10 protein-coding genes and 2 tRNA genes are annotated in these 16251 nt (G+C 58.0%); 5 read left to right on the plus strand and 7 right to left on the minus strand.

The features are described from left to right. Positions 1–18: 18 nt before the first annotated feature. From DB51_RS01080 to tgt, 7 genes are all read right to left on the minus strand, one after another. Positions 19–1923 (minus strand): ABC transporter ATP-binding protein, encoded by a 1905-nt coding sequence (locus tag DB51_RS01080; RefSeq protein WP_084674467.1) that lies wholly within the window; start codon positions 1921–1923, stop codon positions 19–21. Then, positions 1923–2084 (minus strand): hypothetical protein, encoded by a 162-nt coding sequence (locus tag DB51_RS10115; protein ID WP_156958171.1) that lies wholly within the window; start codon positions 2082–2084, stop codon positions 1923–1925. Before DB51_RS10115 ends, DB51_RS01080 begins: the two co-directional genes overlap by 1 nt. Further along, entirely contained in the window at positions 2081–3853 is a 1773-nt protein-coding gene (locus DB51_RS01085) for an ABC transporter ATP-binding protein (RefSeq protein ID WP_034251100.1), read from the minus strand. Before DB51_RS01085 ends, DB51_RS10115 begins: the two co-directional genes overlap by 4 nt. A 368-nt stretch (positions 3854–4221) precedes the next feature. Further along, positions 4222–4650, minus strand: coding sequence for a MarR family winged helix-turn-helix transcriptional regulator (locus tag DB51_RS01095; RefSeq protein ID WP_238548264.1), 429 nt, complete (start codon positions 4648–4650; stop codon positions 4222–4224). Positions 4651–5099: 449 nt separating this feature from the next. Continuing rightward, positions 5100–5759, minus strand: a complete 660-nt coding sequence (locus tag DB51_RS01100) for a hypothetical protein (RefSeq protein WP_034250761.1) — start codon at positions 5757–5759, stop codon at positions 5100–5102. A 188-nt stretch (positions 5760–5947) separates the two neighbouring features. Beyond that, positions 5948–6029: transfer RNA gene (locus tag DB51_RS01105), tRNA-Leu, on the minus strand. 112 nt (positions 6030–6141) lie between these two features. Next, a complete protein-coding gene (gene tgt, locus DB51_RS01110) occupies positions 6142–7440 on the minus strand; it encodes a tRNA guanosine(34) transglycosylase Tgt (RefSeq protein ID WP_034251104.1) in 1299 nt (432 codons plus the stop codon). 341 nt (positions 7441–7781) lie between these two features. Here tgt and DB51_RS01115 point away from each other — a divergent pair, with 341 nt between their 5' ends. From DB51_RS01115 to DB51_RS01135, 5 genes are all read left to right on the plus strand, one after another. After that, positions 7782–9827 (plus strand): trypsin-like peptidase domain-containing protein, encoded by a 2046-nt coding sequence (locus DB51_RS01115; protein ID WP_084674468.1) that lies wholly within the window; start codon positions 7782–7784, stop codon positions 9825–9827. Between the two features lie 369 nt (positions 9828–10196). After that, entirely contained in the window at positions 10197–11639 is a 1443-nt protein-coding gene (locus tag DB51_RS01120; RefSeq protein WP_034251106.1) for an FAD-dependent oxidoreductase, read from the plus strand. Between the two features lie 63 nt (positions 11640–11702). After that, positions 11703–12656 (plus strand): zinc metalloprotease HtpX, encoded by a 954-nt coding sequence (gene htpX / locus DB51_RS01125; RefSeq protein WP_034250762.1) that lies wholly within the window; start codon positions 11703–11705, stop codon positions 12654–12656. A 94-nt stretch (positions 12657–12750) separates the two neighbouring features. Next, a tRNA-Gly gene (locus tag DB51_RS01130) sits at positions 12751–12821 on the plus strand. Positions 12822–13205: 384 nt separating this feature from the next. After that, positions 13206–16232, plus strand: a complete 3027-nt coding sequence (locus DB51_RS01135) for an isopeptide-forming domain-containing fimbrial protein (protein WP_162174592.1) — start codon at positions 13206–13208, stop codon at positions 16230–16232. Positions 16233–16251 lie beyond the last annotated feature (19 nt).

The following is a 16251-nucleotide window of genomic DNA, read 5'->3' on the forward strand; positions in this document are numbered from 1 at the left end:
AAGCGAGCGTTATTCGGTTTATGCCATCAGTTCCGCGTTCGTGAACTGACTGTTGTACAGGTCGGCGTAGAAGCCACCGCGCGCGAGCAGCTCCTCGTGTGTGCCACGTTCGACGATATCGCCGCTGCGCATCACCAGAATCATATCCGCGTTCTTGATTGTGGACAGACGGTGGGCGATGACGAAGCTGGTCCTGCCCACGGTGAGTGCATCCATGGCCTGCTGAATCAGTTCCTCGGTTCGCGTATCCACTGAGCTGGTCGCTTCGTCGAGTATCAGTATCGGCGCGTTCTTGACCATCGCTCGGGCGATGGTGACCAGCTGTCGTTGTCCTTGCGACAGCGTGGTCTTGTCGTCGAGCATAGTGTCATAACCTTTGGGGAGCGTCCGGATGAAATGGTCCAGACCCACCGCCTTGCAGGCATTGACGACCTGCTCGTCGCTGACCCCCGTTTTGGCGTAGACGATATTCTCACGGATGGTTCCGCGGAATATCCAGGTGTCCTGAAGCACCATGGAGAACTGGTCGTGAACGTTCCAGCGCGGAACGCTTGCGGTCGATACGCCGTCGATGAGGATGTCCCCGGACGTAACGTCGTAGAAGCGCATCAGCAGGTTCACCATCGTGGTTTTCCCTGCGCCGGTCGGCCCGACGATGGCGATTTTCTGCCCGGCGCTGACCTGTGCGCTGAAGTCGTGGATGATGGTCTTGTCGGGCGAGTAGCCGAAGCTGACATGGTCGAATTCGACATCGCCGCGAAGCTGCTTCGGACTTCCGTCGGCATTCTCACCGAGGAGAGCGGCTTTCCCTGATTCGTCGGACATTTCCTCTTCGTCCAGGAATTCGAACACACGCTCGGATGCCGCCGCGGTACGTTGAAGATTCTGGAATGCCTGAGCGAACTGGCTCAAAGGTTGTGTGAACAGGCGGACGTACATCATGAAGGCCACGATGACGCCGAAGGTGATGGAACCGTTGACCACAAGGGCCGCACCCACGACGCAGACCACCACGTATCCGAGATTGCCCACGAAGTTCATCAAGGGCATCATCAGACCGGAGAGGAACTGAGACTTCCAACCGGAGTCGTAGAGGTCGCGATTGTACTTCTCGAACTGATTGATGGAGGATTCCTCGCCGTTGTAGGACTTCACGATGACGTGCCCGGCGTACTTCTCCTCCACATGTCCGTTGACGTCGCCGAGCGCCACCTGCTGACGCACGAAGTAGCTCTGCGAATACTTCATCACCACAAGCATGAGCACGATGCCAACGAGGCTCGAAGCGATTGCCGCGAAAGTCATGATGACATTGTTGGCGAACATCATGATCAGCGAACCGATGAAGAGGGTGATCGAGGTTATCAGCGCCCCGATGCTCTGCCCGAGTGTCTGGCCGATGGTGTCGACGTCATTCGTGATGCGGCTGAGCACGTCGCCATAGCTCACGCGATCGAAATACCGCAAGGGCAGCTTGTTGATCTTCTTCGAAATGGCATCGCGCATCTTCCGGGCCGTCTCCTGGGTGATGTTCGCCATGATCCAGCTCTGCAGATACGTGAGCACGGCGTAGCCGACATACAGGGCGACCAGGGTGAACGCGATATGCTCCACCTGGGTGAAGTCAATCGAGCCGACGACCGGCTTGCCGTGGACCAAGGAGGGAAGGCCTTTCATCACCAGATTGGTGATGTCCTTGAGCTTGTCGGGCCCTATGATCTGAAAGACCGTTCCCACCGCTCCCAGCACCAAAGCGAATATGATGGCGGGGATGTAGCTGCGTGTGAAGTGCAGGAGCTGACCCAGCACCCCTTTGAAGTTCTGTGGTTTCTCGGCGGGGCCTCCGCCTCCCGGGCCATGTCCCGGGCCGAAGCCGCCGCGACGTGGCGCCCGGCTGTGCGCCTGTGCATTCGTACTAGTCATCAATCCTCCAGCTTTCTGCCCGACAAACGGACATACGCCACATCACATCGTTCAACCTTGCGCTGTATACGCCAGCGCTGAATTCGACCGCCAGGAACGGCCCCGTCGCCATCGGCGGCAATGCCGTCGGGTGCGGATTTCTCATGCAGGGATACGCTCATGCCGTGAGCTCCTTCTCGCTGAGCTGTCCTTCTGCGATCTGCCTGTACACCTCGCAGGTATCCAGCAGTTCCTTGTGTGTTCCCAATCCCACGACTTTTCCTTCATCGAGGACCATGATCTGGTCCGCGTTCATGATGGTGCCGATACGTTGCGCGACGATAAGCATGGTGCTGCCTGAGGTCTCCTTCGCCAGGGCGTCGCGTACCTCTCTGTCCGTTTTGAAATCCAACGCGGAGAAGGAATCGTCGAACACCAGAATCTCCGGTTTGCTCCATACCGCCCGTGCGATCGAAAGACGCTGTTTCTGTCCGCCGGAAAAGTTCGATCCGCCTTGGGCGACAGGAGCGTCGTAGCCCTCCGGCAGTCCTTCGACGAATTCCGCGGCCTGTGCGACCGAGGACGCGTGCCTGACGTCTTCAAGGGTCCGCTCCGCGGAATCGGCGTCGGAGGCCTTGTCGCCGTAAGCGACATTGGAAGCGACCGTTCCTCTGAACATGACGGACTGCTGGGGAACGTAGCCAATCTTGCTGCGCAAGGTCTTGAGACGATATTCACGAATATCGACCCCGTCGACGCTGACCGTGCCGGAAGTCGGGTCATAGAATCGCAGAAGAAGATTCAGCAAGGTGGTTTTGCCTGATCCCGTGGAGCCGATGAACGCCATGGTCTGACCTTGGGCAACCTTGAAATTGATGTGTTCGAGCACCTTGTCCTGTGCATCGGGATAGGCGAAGCTCACGTCGCGGAATTCGACGAGACCCTGTTGCCCGTCGACCCCTTGCGTGCGCGTCCCGTCGATGATGCTCGGTTCGGTGTCGAGCACTTCCAGAATACGTTGGGCCGACACGTCGGCACGGGGGAGCAGTACGAACACCATGCTCATCAGCAGGAAGGCCATGATGACCTGGACCGAATAGCTCGAGAACACCACCATGTTCGAGAAGACGGTGAGTTTGTCTCCCATGGAGGCCGATTCGATGAGGTATGCGCCGATCCAGTAGACCGCGAGCATCAACCCGTTCATCACGGTGTTCATCAAGGGCATCATCACCGCCATTGAGCGTGTGGTGAACAGCTGCGTATCGGTCAGGTCATTGTTGGCCTTCTCGAATTTGTTCTCCTGGTAATCCTCGGCGTTGTATGCGCGGACGACTCTCACGCCGACGAGATTCTCGCGTGCAACGAGGTTGATGTTGTCGGTGAGCTTCTGCATGCTGCGGAATTTAGGAATCACCAGCACCATCAGCGTGCCGATGGTCACCATAAGCACGGCGACCGCGATGCCGGTGGCCAAGGTCCATTCGAAACCCTTCCCTGCGATCTTGAGCACGGCCCAGACGGCCATGATCGGCGCACGGACCAGCATCATCAGTCCCATGGTGATGAACATCTGGATTTGGGTGATGTCGTTCGTGGAACGCGTGATCAGGCTGGGTGTCGAGAACTTGTTCAGCTCTGCCGTCGAGAAGGACTCGACTTTGGCGAATTGCATGGAGCGGATGCGCTGGGTGAAGGATGCCGCGACTCTGGCCACGATGAATCCCGTAATGACCGTGCAGATCACCGAACCAAGGGATACCAGCAGCATTTTGCCTCCGGCGGACCAGACGGAGGACATTTTCGTCCCGGGCTGTTCGACCATCTGCGTGATGTCCGACATGTAGTCGGGCAGTTTCAGGTCGAACCAGACCTGGGCGACGATGAACACCAAAGCCAGGAACAGCTGGCCTATTTCCCGTTTAGAGAGATATTTGCATATACGAACCACGAATAATCCTTTCAGTGGTTGCCGAATCATGAGATGCATGCTGCTGAATGGAGGACACACCGTCGCATGCATAACGGAGGAAGAGCAGGGGAAGAACAGAGGAAGAGCGGGCATCGAGGATGTCCGGGAGAAGTTCCCGTCGCCTGACGCGACAGGGAACGCGCAGTGCGAAGCGCGCCAAACAGTCCGGTCGGTAAGTCTGTCGGCGCTTCAGGGCTTCGTGAATCGGTACTGCGGAGATTGACACCATAGGTGCCGAGACCGTGGCTGTCTGCTGCCGGGAATTTCAGCCCCGCGGTCGCGGCGTACCAACACCGGCGCGGGTGCTGGTGCTTATTGGAGGTCCGGCGGCCTCGAGGATGCGCTCTTTATGTCTTCGTGGAGGCCGCCTTCATGCGCTGCTGGTGAAATACCTCAGCAATCTCCTCTTCGGAAGGTCGAGGCTGGCCGGGCTGGCACAGTGTGGTGTATGTGGTGAATTCCGTCATCAACTTGATGAACTGTTTGGTTTTGCGCTCGCCCATCTGTTCAAAGACCCAGCACAGGGCCGAATGCATCTCTTCGTGGCGTTGTTTGCCTACTTCCCGGCCCGCCTCCGTGAGGGTGACCAGAATGTTGCGTCTATCCTCATGGTCGATGTCTCTTGTGATAAGACCCTTTTTCTCCAAGGAGGAGAGTACGGCGCTGATACGGGCCGAGCTGCTTCCGAGGCCGGAGGCAAGTTCGGAAGGCGTCATCGTGCCATTGTGACCGAGTTGTGCGAGGACGAAGGGCTCGCCCTTCATGTCCCGGCTCATCCGGTTCATCATTTCCGAGTGTTTTTCAGCGGCTAAGTGAATAAGTTGCTGGTATCCCTCGTCTGCAAATGTCATTCGCACCCCCTGTTCGACCTACACTATACACCATATCTCACAGTGTTAACTATTCATGTCGTATGTTATTAACGTCCGTTATTAAATTTGGGATGCAGGAGTGGCCTGTCAAGCGGGTGGGTTGCGCCGTCATGCTGCGCATAGTGGCTGTATCCCTCCGCGGCAGGAATGCGGCGTGTGCTCTTCTCGCATCGCGGTTCACGTCGCGATATGCGGATAGGGGTCTGCTGTAACAGGCGTGGGTTTGGAATCGGCGGATTGCGAGCCATCGTGGATGCGCGTAGGGCATAACAAACGTGCCACCCGGGTAAGCGGATGGCACGGAAAACTCGCGTAGTGGCTAGACAGTCACAGCAGAACGGGTGGAGGCCCTGTCACTGCCATGGCCGTTGCTCGCTGTCATCGTCGTGGCTTGAAGACCATGAGGTGCCGCTACCTGTGGGTTGCCCAGATGCTTGTGTCGGGAGAGGCGCTGCATAGCTCGAAGCGGACGGTTCTGAAGATATGTAGCTTTGCGCGGTTTCATCCTGGCGGCGGCGGGGCTTCGGGGCCTTCTCGCTGTATTCGGGATGTTCCTTGGCCCACTCTTCGAAATGGACCGTCAGCAACTTGTTTGTTCTGAATGCATTGCGCAGTGGTTTCAATGCCGCGAAAACCATCAGCAGTACGACGACCACCACCGCGAAGCCGACGCCGATGCGAATCCAGACGGTATACGGGTTGAACATGACGCAGAACAGCGCGACCGCCACAATGGAGAGGTACAGCGCGCGCTTCGTGAGCGGACCATATGACCGGCGGCACGTAATCAGTGCGTCGATAATCTCCAGCACCGCCTTCGCTTCATCGTCGTCGACCGGGTGCTGCGAGAAGGACATCTGCCCTGCTGCGTCGCGGGTGAGATTACGCTTCGTCACGGTAAGCGAGTGGTACTTCGGCCGGTGGTAGATGGCCCAGCTGAAGATGAACAGCACGGCGAATATCATGAGTCCGAAGAAAAAAGCGACCAGAGCAATGGTTTCTGTTTCTGTCATACCGCCATCTTTCAGGAGGTCTTGGACCGGTGCCTTGCCGCCGTTATGATGCGAAGGTTTCGAATCACCTTGAGTTGAAGTGACCGTATCCCCAGTGTGGGCAAAACGTGGGCACGAGGCTATGGGTGCGGGTAAAGAAAAACCCTCGGACCGCTGATTAATCAACAGTTCCGAGGGTTTCACTCTCGTGCGCGCGGGGGAGTTGAACCCCCACGACCTTGCGATCACTGGCACCTGAAGCCAGCGCGTCTACCATTCCGCCACGCGCGCAGACAAACGTCAAAAATAGCACTACCTATCCGTGATGTGCAAGTCCGTGCGAATGTCAGCGTGTTCCGCAGGAAGAGCAAGGACCCTGCGGCTCGGGCGATGCCGCGAACCGTCAGCCCCGCGAACCGTTCGCGTAGAAACGTGCCAGCGTCTCCTGCTTGAACTTGTCGAAATATCCGCCGTCAATGGAGGCACGAATATCGTCAAGGAGTTTGACGAAGAAATGCTCGTTGTGGATGGTCGCCAAGGTGAATCCGTTGAATTCGCGTGCTCTGAGCAGATGGTCCACATATGCACGGGAATAGTTGCGGCAGGTGTAGCAGTCGCAACCGTCCTCAAGCGGGCGGAAATCGTGCTTGAACTGGGCGCGTTTCACGTTCCATCGTCCGTCACGGGTGAAAATGGCACCGTTGCGGCCATTGCGTGCGGGTGCGACACAGTCGAAGGTGTCTCCACCGTTCTCCACCGCATTGAAGATATCGTTTACGGCTGCGATGCCCAGAACGTGCCGTGGCCTGGATTCAGGCATTTCGTCGCATATCCAAGCACACGTCTGGCCGAGCAGCTGCTTTTCGATGGCGCCTCCGATTCCCACGCCGTCAAAATCCAACGAGGCGATTTGCGAGGCGGCCAGACGGCGGAGGTCTTCATAGTTCGCGCCCTGCACCACTCCGAATAATGCCTGATAGGGCTTGCCCACCCTTGAAGCGGTCAGTTTCCGGTGTTCCGATACGCAGCGTTGCGCCCACCGGAAGGTGCGGTCGACCGATTGCTCCTGATAGCTCCTGGTGTTCATCAGTGTGGTGAGCTCGTCGAAGGCAAACATGATATCGGCACCGATTTTATGCTGGATGCCCATCGAGATTTCTGCCGAAAAGCGATGCAGAGAGCCGTTCAGGGGAGATTTGAAGGTCACGCCGTCCTCGTCGACGAAGGCCATGCGTTCCTTGCCGTCGGCGATGACATCGTCAGATTTCATACCCTTCACGTCCATGGCGAGGGTCTTTTTGAAACCCGCTCCCAGGGAGAGGACCTGAAAGCCGCCTGAATCCGTATATGTGGGGCCGTCCCAGTTCATGAATTGGGCCAGACCACCCGCCTCGTCCAGCACATCTTCTCCCGGTCGCTCGAAGAGGTGGAAGGCGTTGGACAGCAGACACTGTGCCCCTAATTCCTTCATCTGCTCCGGCAGCACGCCTTTCATCGCGCTTTGTGTGGCGACCGGCACGAAAGCGGGCGTGCGAATATCCCCGTGCGGCGTATGGATGACCCCGGTACGGCCGTGGCGTTTTCCTCCTCTGCCAAGACCTTGGACGCTGTCGTCCAAACGTGTGGTGATGTCGAAGCTGAATGTTCTGCGATCTCCAGGCTGGTCCGGTGCGCATCCCAGTGGGCTCAAAGTCAGTGTCATGGACACCACTGTAGCGGGGAAGGCCTGATTTCCCGACCTTTGTTGGGCGTCCGGACGGCTTGCGGTCAGCCCAAGGCGGAACCGGACGAAGCCGGGTGAAAGCCGCTGTGCCGCGGGGGCAGAGGAGCTGCGATGCGCCTGTATATCAAGGAATATCCCTTCTTTTATGTGGTTTTCGGTGGAGAATTCGCCCTCTTCTTACAACAAACACTCAGAAAACTTCCAGTACCGCTATCTTTACTTCTATATAGCAGTTGAATGAAGGCGGCACGGAGAGGCTCCAATGGGGTCGTTGCGGTGCGCCTGGCATGCGTACCGCAGGAAGTTGTTAAGGAGTAGCAATGGCAGAAGAACATAATCTGTATCCGTGGAAGGGTCCGCACGATGAGTCGTCATGGCAGCCCAGCCCAATAGCCCGTAACGGTGCAGCGAATCAGGAAAAGCATGCGGAGCAGAGCGACGTGAACAACGCAAGCGTGAACGGCGAGCACGGTGCCGCCCAGGACCCGCAGAACGACAACACACCTCAGGACTCCCAGGAGACGCAGAATTATACGGACTTCGGTGTCCCGTCGATTCCGTCGATGTCCGACAGCCTGAATACTCAGCGGACCACTCCGCTGCCCACCGTGCATGCGGGCGATTCGGCAAGCGGAGACGACGCTCAGCAGACCCGAGTGGTTCCAACGGCGGATAGTGAGGACACTTTTGCGCTTCGCGGTCTGGGCGCCGGTACACAGCGATATGACGGTTTCGTGGCGCCACGGTCCGATGAATCAGCTGGACAGAGCCAGGGTCAGGAGCAGAACCAGACCTCGGATGGAGGCGAAGTTCACCCGCAGCCTTCATACGAATCAGGGCAGACGCAGCAGATTCAGCCGATGCAACCGGCGCAGCCCACCGAACAGTTCGCGCAGCAGACCCAGTACCGTCCGGCTCCGCAATACGGCGCATACGCTCCCAGGCAAGACAATGTGCAGCCTCAGGAGACCCAAGGCCAGAATGCGCAATACGGTGCACCTCAAGAGCAGAACAATCCTTTCATGCCTGAATATGGAGTCTCCGACGGCGGGCAGATTCCGCCGCAGGCACCGGAAGGACCCGGGCAGAACCACGCCGAGAACAGCGGTGGCAAGGGCGGCAGCAAGACGCTGAGCATGGTGATGGTGGCGGTTATCGCCGCTGTGCTCAGCGCCGCACTGATGCTCGGTCTGGGCTGGGCCGCCATCTCGAACGGCTTGATTTCGGGACCGACGACCTCATCCCTGTCCGGTATCAATTCGAATTCCTCGGGTTCCGGGAGCGCGACCGCAAAGTCCGGTGAAGCCGCCGATTGGGAGGCTGTGAGCAAGAGTGTCTCGAACTCGGTGGTAGCCATCGACACGGTCGTCTCGGGTGGAACGGCCAAAGGCTCCGGCGCAATCATCGACACGTCAGGTGAGGTGGTAACCAACAACCACGTCGTGGAGGGGGCCACGAAAATTCAAGTAACCCTGTCAAGCGGGCAGATTTACTCTGCCAAGGTTGTCGGCACCGACACCACAACGGATCTGGCGGTCATCAAAATCGAAAACCCGCCGAGTGACCTCCAGGCGGTGACTTTCGCCGACTCGGACAGCCTGGCCGTCGGTGAGAGCGTCATGGCCATCGGCAACCCGCTGGGGTATGACAATACCGCCACCACCGGTATCGTATCCGCCTTGAACCGCCCGGTTTCGGTTATGGACGACACCAACACGACGATTGTGACGAACGCGGTCCAGATTGACGCGGCCATCAACCCAGGCAACTCGGGCGGTCCTACGTTCAATGCCGCGGGGCAGGTAATCGGCATCAACTCATCGATTGCCTCTACCGCGACGACCAGCTCCAGCGCAGGTTCCATCGGCATTGGTTTCGCCATTCCTTCGAATCTTGTGAAGCGTGTGGCGAATGAAATCATCCAGAACGGTTCGGTGCAGCATGTGGTGCTGGGCATCACCATTCAGAGCGCCACGGCGGAGGCTGATGGTGTGACGCGCACCGGCGCACAGGTCACGAAGGTCACCTCCGGCAGCGCGGCGGCCAATGGCGGGGTCAGAACGGGCGACACGATTGTCGCCTTCAACGGCCACGCAGTGAACAGCAATTACGCACTGCTCGGATTCGTACGTGCCTCTGCACTCGGTGACAAGGTGACCCTGACTGTGGTGCGCAGCGGCAAAACCCTGGACCTCAGTGTGACCTTGGACCAGAAGGAGGCTGCGGTTTCCGGATCGTCGAAGTCCGATTCCAACGACAGCGGCAACTCGGGCGGTTCCGGCTCTGACGGTGATTCGGGGAGCGGTTCAGGAAGTGGTTCTGATGACGGCGGTCTGACCGACCCGTACGGGTTGTTCGGGAACTAAAACGCATGTTCTGACCGCATGAGCATAGACATGACCGTGGCCGCGCCGCAGGTAAGCATCCTGCGGCGCGGCTTTTCCATGCCGGTCTGTCGAAAAACTGCTTCAGATGCAGACAAATTCATTGGAATAATGCGTTTGTGTAGGGATTTTCATGTATATGGCGAAGTTTTTGGCGCCAAACCGCCATCGTCCATGCGCGTGGTCGGGCGTGTCCAAAACAATCCCTACACAAACGTACGAGCAGGGTGATTTTCACCCTGTTGCTGTGTCCCGTCCTGGGATAATCTGTTACTCGTGAATGATTTATTGCAATCCGCCGACGGCAACCTGTCCGAAAAATCCAAGGTGACAGCGGTTGATTCTGCGTCCGTGCATGACGATGGCCCACTACGCATCGCTGTGGTCGGTGCCGGGCCCGCCGGAGTGTACGCTTCGGATATTCTGCTCCGACAGCTGCAACAGCATGGTGAGGAGCGCGGCCTTGGCGCTGCCGCCAGAATCGACCTGTTCGAAAAGCTTCCCGTCCCCTTCGGTCTGGTCCGCTACGGTGTGGCCCCTGACCATCCGAGCATCAAATTCATTGCAGGGGCATTGCAGAAAACCCTTGATAATCCGAATATCCACCTGTATGCGGATGTCGAATTCGGCAAGGACCTGACGCTTGACGACCTGCGTCAACGATATGACGCAGTGCTCTTCGCCACCGGAGCCACCGAGGATCGTGTTCTTGACATCCCCGGTCATCAGCTGGACGGCGTTCATGGTGCGGCAGGCTTCGTCGAATGGTATGACGGTTACCCCACGGCCGTTGACGAGTGGCCCTTGGAGGCGCAGGATGTGGCCGTCATCGGCGGAGGCAACGTCGCCATGGACGTCGCGAGGATACTGATGCGCAGACCTGACGACCTGTTGAGCACCGACATCCCCGACAATGTATATGAAGGACTGCAGAAGAACTCGGCGCGTGACCTGCATCTCTTCATACGCAGAGGGCCCGCACAAGCCAAGTTCTCCGTCCAGGAACTGCGGGAGATGGAAAAGCTTCCCGGAGTCCAGCTCATCATCGAGGAGGATGATTTCGAACTTGATGACGAGACCTTGCAGCGAGCGAGCGAGGACAAGCTGACCCGACAGATGCTGGAGGAGCTCTACACCATCCGCGAGATGGCGGAGGATATGGAGGACGACGGCAACACCGACTTCGCGGGCGACCCTGCCGACAGGCGGTACCACATTCACTTCTTCTCGTCTCCGACCGAGATTCTCGGCGCGGACGGCAAGGTGACGGCGATTCGCGTTGAGCGTACCCAGGTTGATGCACAGGGCCATCTTGCCGGTACTGGTGAGAACATCGACTACCCTGTTCAAGCGGTCTATCACGCCATCGGATACCGTCCGGCGCAGGTCCCTGGAATCCCCTATGACCAGAACCGTTTCACCCTGGCGAATGTGGGTGGGCGGGTGTTCACGGCGCCCGAGTCGGAAGGCGGGGAACGCATTCCGGGGCTGTATGCCACTGGTTGGGCGAAACGTGGTCCGGTGGGGCTTATCGGTTCGACGAAGTCGGATGCCCTCGAAACCGTGGGGAATATCCTCGACGATCTCGCCGCGAGCGAAGAGCATGGCCGTTTGGCCGAGGATCGCTCCGAGACATCCATCGACGACCTTCTGGAAAGCCGTGGAGTCAGGCCGATCACCTTCGAGGGATGGCGGAAGATTGACGCGTATGAACGATCCTCGGGTGCGGCTTCTGGCCGTGAGCATATCAAGGTCATCGACCCTGAAGAGATGAGACGCATCGCTTTGGGCTGATGGCGCGCTCGCGTACAGCATGTAATCAGAAAAAATCCAGCGTTTATCGCTACTGTATGGAGCATGACAGGCAATATGAAGGTTCATGGGCATCTCAATGGCTTGAAGACCACTGTGCTCTTTGGGCTGATGTGGGCGATCGTCATGCTCATATGGTGGTTTACGGGCGGCTCCCAAGGTACCTTGGGTATTTTTATCGTCATCGGGCTGGCGACCACTTTCGGGTCGTACTGGTTCTCCGACAAGTTGGCGATCGCGTCGATGGGAGCGAAGCATGTCAGCGAGCAGGAAGCTCCGGAGCTGTACCGCATCGTGCGCGAGCTGTCCATGAAGGCGGGGAAGCCCATGCCGCGGATATACATCGCGCCGACGATGTCTCCGAACGCTTTCGCGACGGGACGCAACGAGCGTCATGCGGCGGTATGCTGCACGCAGGGAATTCTGCAGATTCTCAACGAGCGCGAGATTCGCGGTGTGCTGGGTCATGAGCTGATGCACGTCTACAATCACGACATCCTGACTTCCGCCGTGGCATCGGCGATGGCCACGGTCATCACCTACCTGGGATACTCTTTGATGTATATGGGTGGCGGCCGGGACCGTGATGGCAGGGATTCCGGTGGCATCGGCATCATCGGTGTGCTGTTGAGCAGCATTCTCGCTCCGATCGGGGCTTCGCTGATACAGATGGCCATCTCGCGTACCAGAGAATTCGATGCGGATGAAGACGGCAGCAGGCTCACCGGCGACCCGGAGGCCTTGGCGTCGGCCCTGAACAGAATCGAGTCAGGCGTTCAGCAGGAGCCTCTTGCACAAACCGCAGGCACGCAAAGCGTTTCCTCGATGATGATTGCGAATCCTTTCAATGCCAAGGGCATGAGCAGGCTTTTCTCCACGCATCCCCCCACCAGCGAGCGTATCGGACGTCTGATGCAGATGAGCGCCGAGATGGGCGGGGAGGCAAGCATCGAAACTCCGGCCCCCTCATACCGGCAGCGTTCGGACATCGGGGCGTAACATCACAGGGGCGTAACACCACGGAGCGTAAGGCCGCATCGGGCCTCGTGCTACACTGATTCCTCGTACGGATTCCCCGCGGGGAATCATATTTGCGGGCGTAGTTCATCGGTAGAATGGAAGCTTCCCAAGCTTCAGAGGCGGGTTCGATTCCCGTCGCCCGCTCTCTTGATATTCGTTGGTATTCCGCCGTTTCTGGCACTTTTCCGAACTAGACTTTTCGGTTTCATGTTATTGCTATGTTATTAAAATCGGACTGATTGCGGTGTTGGTAGAGGTGGAATTCTCGCGAGATGCCCATATCGGGGTGCCGGGTATCGGCTTGCGGTGAACATCTTGTACAACATGTATGATTAACGACATCATGTTTCCTAGCATGTTCCCTCCGCGTATGGTGCGTGGTGTTGTGTCACCGAAGTCCTGACACATCACACATCACACATTTTCCGGTTTTCCGGTCGCGGGGGGGGGGGGCTGTTTTTTGACATCCCTAGGGTGGTGCTGAGTATGCGATGGTTGGGTTCTCATGGGTTTGCTGGCGGTCTGCGGATGAAGGGCGGGTTTTGCGCTCTTGTCGCGTTCGTGCTTTCGATGTTCATGCTGTTGGGTGGTGTGCTGGTTGGGTTGCCGGTGGAGCGGGCTGCGGCTGATGATGCTGCGGTTACGGGTACGGTGAAGGCTGGTGTGGCCGACGGCTATTTCAGTACGTTGACCGCGTTTCCGATGCGGTCTGTGGGTGCGACTGCGGATGGGGCTCGGAAGGTGTTGTTCGGCAGGTCGGGTTCGTTGGCGAATGCGGCGCAGGAGGTTGAGTCGGGTGATGCTGACACTGCTGAGGTTGATGGCAAGTATCTGGTGTTGGGTAAGGGTCCGAACACGACCTCGGTCAATCGTTCTCCGAGGTCTACTAGTGAGAGTGATTCGTGGGCGTGGTCGAAGACGACGCAGTTGGATGCGAATGAGGTGTTGTTGTGGGCTGATGATGTGGTGACCACCCCGTTCGCGTTTGCTGCCGGTTCGTCGTGCAGTGGGTATCCGTGTAACACGTTTGATGCCGGTACAGCTACTGACGGCGTGGCGTCGTATGAGTCGTATGTGGCTAAGGTGTCTCGGCAGTTGGGTTCTGACACGTATTATTCTGATGTCGAGTTGAACCAGATGGGTGCTGCCTCGAAGTTGTCCGGAGTTTGCACCAAGGGCGGTACTACGGGATGTAACAGTGGGTATGCTACTGACCAGTCCACGTCTGTGGGTTCGTATCGTGTGTTTCCGTTATCGACGGGTGATATGGCCGAATATTTCAACGCCAACGATGGCTACATTGATGCTGATAACGTCAAACGTTGTCCCAATATTATTCATAGTGCTTCTGCCTCTTGGTTGCGTTCTGCTTACTGGAGCAATTCGAATTATGCGTTCTATATGGAGTACGGCGGTCGCCCGAACTATATCTTTACGTACGACACCGGTCTCGGGTTGCGGCCTGCTCTTCGTCTGAATGTTGATAATCTGCTGCTGTCGGCTGACAGCAGCAATCAAAGCCAGGGCGGTGGTGGTGATTTGAGGCTCACGTTTGTGGAGTCAGGTAAGAAGTTGCATAATGGTTGGTCTGCTTCGGTTTCTGGTGGTGAGGGTTCGCGCGTGTTGAGTTTGTCTGGGAGTTCGGATTTGGATGCTCAGTCGGGTTTGGGTTGGAAGGTTGTCGACCCTGAGTCGAATACGGTGTTGGGTTCGGGCAGGACGAGCAGTGGTGGCAATATGGCGTTGCCCGAGTCGGCTATGAGCGATGAGTCGAAGGATTACGACTTGTATGTGTGGGGTCAGGAGGATGGCAGTGCGGCCGAGGGGTTGACAAACAAAGCCACGGAGCCGGTGAAGACCACCATCAAGGGGTGGAAGGTGAAGACCCCGCCCTCCTACGGTATTGAGTTGACGGGCACCACGACGGGCACATTGAGCGCGTACAAGATTGGTGACTACAAGGACGAGGTGTTTGACCAGACCGGTGCGTTGAAGCGCGTGATGTTGACCACTCCGGCCGCGTTGAAGGACACGCTCAAGGAGGCCGCTGAGATTGTTGGTGGTTCGAATGTGGATGCGGATAATCCCATCGGTTGGGTGGCGTCGCACTGGTTGGGGTATCCGACTGACCCGCCTACTGATGATGTGACGAGTGCATATAGCCCATATGCGGGCAAGCTTCAACTGTTCGCCAAGGAACTGGCGAACAAGGATGCTGCGACGCTGGGTGGGGTCAAGGGCAGTCTGAACGGCTTGGCTGGTGGCCCTGAGACGCTCAACGTGACTGGCGGCCCTGGCTTGTATCTGATTGTGGATTCCTCTCAGTTGTCTGGTGGTTCTCTGCCGATTGTCGTGGGCACGAAGGTGTTCAACGAGGCTCTTGGTGATGAAGGTCGTTTCGTGGATTTTGCTGATGCCGGTGTGAAGGGCAAGCCGCGTCTTGGTCAGGCGTCGTTGAAGACTACGGTGACGGATATTGCGAAGCGGATTGTCAATGATGCGGGTGTGGATGGTTTTGATGTGGGTAGTCAGGTGGAGTATGAGATAGCGCTCCAGGTGCCTGATTTGAGCGATGCGGGGTATTCGTCCGTCGCGTACGACTCGTATGCGTTCGATGTGGCTGATGTGGCGGAGTCGGGGTTGACGTTGCCTGCCGCGTCCGGGGTGAGGGTGTTGGTGGATGTGCCGTCGTCGGATACTGATGTGACCGGCCAGTTGCCGTCCAATTCGATTATGGTGTCGGGTCAGACGTTGACGGTGACGGGGTTGAAGGCCTTGTTTGCGGAGTCGGATGGTGCTTCGGGGGTGCGGAACAAGGCCGTGGTGCCTGCGGGTTCGCTGATTCGACTCCGCTACAAGGCGGTGTTAAATGCGTCGGCCGTGGTGTCGTCTCCTGTTGAGGGGGAGTCGTTGAAGCCGAATGTGAATACCGCGACCCTGACCCGCTCCCGTATCGGCGAGGTATCCAACGGTTGGACGGATGCGGGTGCTGGTTTGGAGTCGAAGGCCGCGACGGCGAACGCGTACACGTTCAAGCTGGACTTGGTGAAGCTGGACAAGGACGACCTGTCGAAGACGCTTGGCGGCGTGGAATTCGAGGTGTCGCGTGACGGGCAGGTGTTGAAGTTTACGCAGGTGTCGGATGGTGTGTATCGTTTGGATGCTGCGGGCGGTACCGAGGTCGTGACGCATACGGATGGCACGTTGTCCTTGTCGGGTGTTGAGGCTCCTGAGCTCTCCTTCAAGGAGACTACGGCTCCGTCGGGCTATTTCAAGGTGTCCGATTTCACGGTGGACATCCGTCCCGAGTGGAATGAGGATGCGACCCAGGTGACGAAGGTCACGTATGCCACGTCGGGCACGAACCTCGCCTACGTGTCCCAGGAGGGCAGGCAGGTCATGGTGCTTGACCCGGCGTGGAGCCTGGCCAACCTGCCCTACATGGGTGGTATCGGCATCCTCGTCCTGCTTATCGTCGGCGGCCTGATGCTTGTGTTCGCCGTCCGCCCCTATGTCCTCTCCAAGCGGGCCGAGCGCGACGCGAACCTGGTCTAGCCGTTCCGTCCAGGGGCTT

The organism is Bifidobacterium crudilactis (assembly GCF_000738005.1).
GTDB classification, from domain to species: domain Bacteria; phylum Actinomycetota; class Actinomycetes; order Actinomycetales; family Bifidobacteriaceae; genus Bombiscardovia; species Bombiscardovia crudilactis.

Excerpts from the sequence above, each read along its gene's own strand:
- DB51_RS01080 (WP_084674467.1), bottom strand. The coding sequence starts at position 1,923 with ATGACTAGTACGAATGCACAGGCGCACAGCCGGGCGCCACGTCGCGGC.
- DB51_RS01095 (WP_238548264.1), bottom strand. The coding sequence starts at position 4,650 with ATGAGCCGGGACATGAAGGGCGAGCCCTTCGTCCTCGCACAACTCGGT.
- DB51_RS10115 (WP_156958171.1), bottom strand. The coding sequence starts at position 2,084 with ATGAGCGTATCCCTGCATGAGAAATCCGCACCCGACGGCATTGCCGCC.
- htpX (WP_034250762.1), top strand. The coding sequence starts at position 11,703 with ATGACAGGCAATATGAAGGTTCATGGGCATCTCAATGGCTTGAAGACC.
- DB51_RS01100 (WP_034250761.1), bottom strand. The coding sequence starts at position 5,759 with ATGACAGAAACAGAAACCATTGCTCTGGTCGCTTTTTTCTTCGGACTC.
- DB51_RS01115 (WP_084674468.1), top strand. The coding sequence starts at position 7,782 with ATGGCAGAAGAACATAATCTGTATCCGTGGAAGGGTCCGCACGATGAG.
- DB51_RS01135 (WP_162174592.1), top strand. The coding sequence starts at position 13,206 with ATGAAGGGCGGGTTTTGCGCTCTTGTCGCGTTCGTGCTTTCGATGTTC.
- tgt (WP_034251104.1), bottom strand. The coding sequence starts at position 7,440 with ATGACACTGACTTTGAGCCCACTGGGATGCGCACCGGACCAGCCTGGA.